This window comes from Halomonas sp. LBP4 (assembly GCF_003202205.1).
Classification (GTDB): domain Bacteria; phylum Pseudomonadota; class Gammaproteobacteria; order Pseudomonadales; family Halomonadaceae; genus Halomonas; species Halomonas flagellata.
On record NZ_PDOG01000028.1, the window covers coordinates 1 to 1,679 of the forward strand.

Here is a 1,679-nt window from a genome sequence, read left to right on the forward strand (position 1 = left end):
CCCCCAGTGTCAGGATGAGTGTCGTGCCCTCTGATACCCTGTTCTTAACATCCAGGGGGCGATAGGAGCCGCTCATGCCTCGCTACTCCGAGGAACGCCGACAGGCCGTGGTCGCCAAGCTGCTGCCACCCCACAACCTGACCGCCCAGGAGGTGGCGGAGCAGGAAGGTATCTCGGTCGCCACCATCTACAAGTGGCGTAAGGAGGCCCGTGCCGAAGGGCGTTGCCTGCCCGCTGCCTCTGATCAAGGGACCGAAGGTTGGTCCTCCCGGGACAAGTTCGCTGCCGTGGTCGAGACAGCGGCCATGAATGCCGAGGAAGTCGCCGAGTATTGCCGACGCCGTGGCCTGTATCCCGAGCAGCTCCAGCGGTGGCGCCATGATTGCGAGCAGGCCGCCAGCCTCTCGCATGACGAGCGCCGGCGGGAGGCCGACGCACTCAAGGAGCAGCGCAAACGCAACCGTGAGCTGGAACGTGAGCTCAAGCGCAAGAACGAGGCATTGGCTGAAACCGCAGCGCTGCTGACCCTTTCAAAAAAGGCGAAGGCGATCTGGGGGGACGAGGACGAATGATCAGCACCCCGGATCGCCGTCATGCTGTCGAGCTGATCAATGAGGCGCGCAACGCTGGTGCCCGTCTCGAGCCCGCCTGCGAGGTCCTGGGTATCACGCCCCGGACCCATCAGCGCTGGACCCGTGATGGCGAACTCCGGGAGGATCAACGCCCTTTTGCCGAGCGGCCGGTGCCCACCAATGCCCTGACGGCAGCCGAGGAGCAGGAGATCCTTGACGTGTGCCACCGGCCGGAATTCGCCAATCTGCCACCCGACCAGGTCGTCGTGCGGCTGCTGGACGAGGAAAACCGCTACATCGCCTCGGTATCGACGTTCTACCGGGTATTGCGACGGCATCACGAGGTAGTCCACCGCGGGCGTGCCAGAGCACCGAGGCGTCACGCCAGGCCCACGACCTACCACGCGACCGCTCCCAATCAGACCTGGTCCTGGGATTGCACCTGGCTCGGTGGGCCGATCAAGGGTGAGCATTACTACCTGGTGATGATCCTCGATATCTTCAGCCGCAAGATCGTCGGCTGGGAGGTCTTCCTGGCCGAGTCGGCGCTCAACTCGCGCACCGTCATCGAGCGGGCTGTGCTGGCCGAGAAAGTGGTCAACCAGCCGCTGGTGCTGCATGCCGACAACGGCAGCCCGTTCAAGGGCGCCACGCTGCTGGAGAAGCTGCACGACCTCAACATCACGCCGTCCTACAGCCGGCCACGGGTCAGTAACGACAACCCCTACTCCGAGGCGGCGTTCCGTACCTGCAAGTACCGGCCGGATTACCCGGTGGACGGCTTTGCCAGCGTCGGTGAGGCACAGCAATGGGTGCATGGCTTCGTCCACTGGTACAACCATGAGCACCGCCACAGCGGCATCCGCTTCGTGACACCGGCCGAGCGCCATGCGAGCAGGGACAAGGCCATCCTGACGCGGCGTCACGAACTGAACCTGGCAGCCCGCAAGGCCAACCCAGCGCGCTGGAGCGGCAAGACTCGCAACTGGACGCCCATCGAAACCGTTTCGCTCAATCCGGAGCGGGAACCCGCAGTCACGCTGGTCGAACCAGAAAAACAGTCGGCGTGACAATGATCAGACACGACAACTTTCTTGACATCTACCG

At 63.9% G+C, this 1,679-nt stretch carries 1 protein-coding gene; it reads left to right on the forward strand.

Features of this window, described 5'->3' with window-relative positions; translation table 11 throughout:
* The first annotated feature begins 74 nt into the window (after positions 1-74).
* Positions 75-1,642, forward strand: a protein-coding gene (locus tag CR157_RS21970) for an IS3 family transposase (RefSeq protein WP_258364273.1) whose coding sequence is annotated in 2 segments (ribosomal slippage) — positions 75-540 and positions 540-1,642 — 1,569 coding nt in all. Because the reading frame shifts where the segments join, the coding sequence is not laid out codon by codon here.
* Positions 1,643-1,679: the final 37 nt, after the last annotated feature.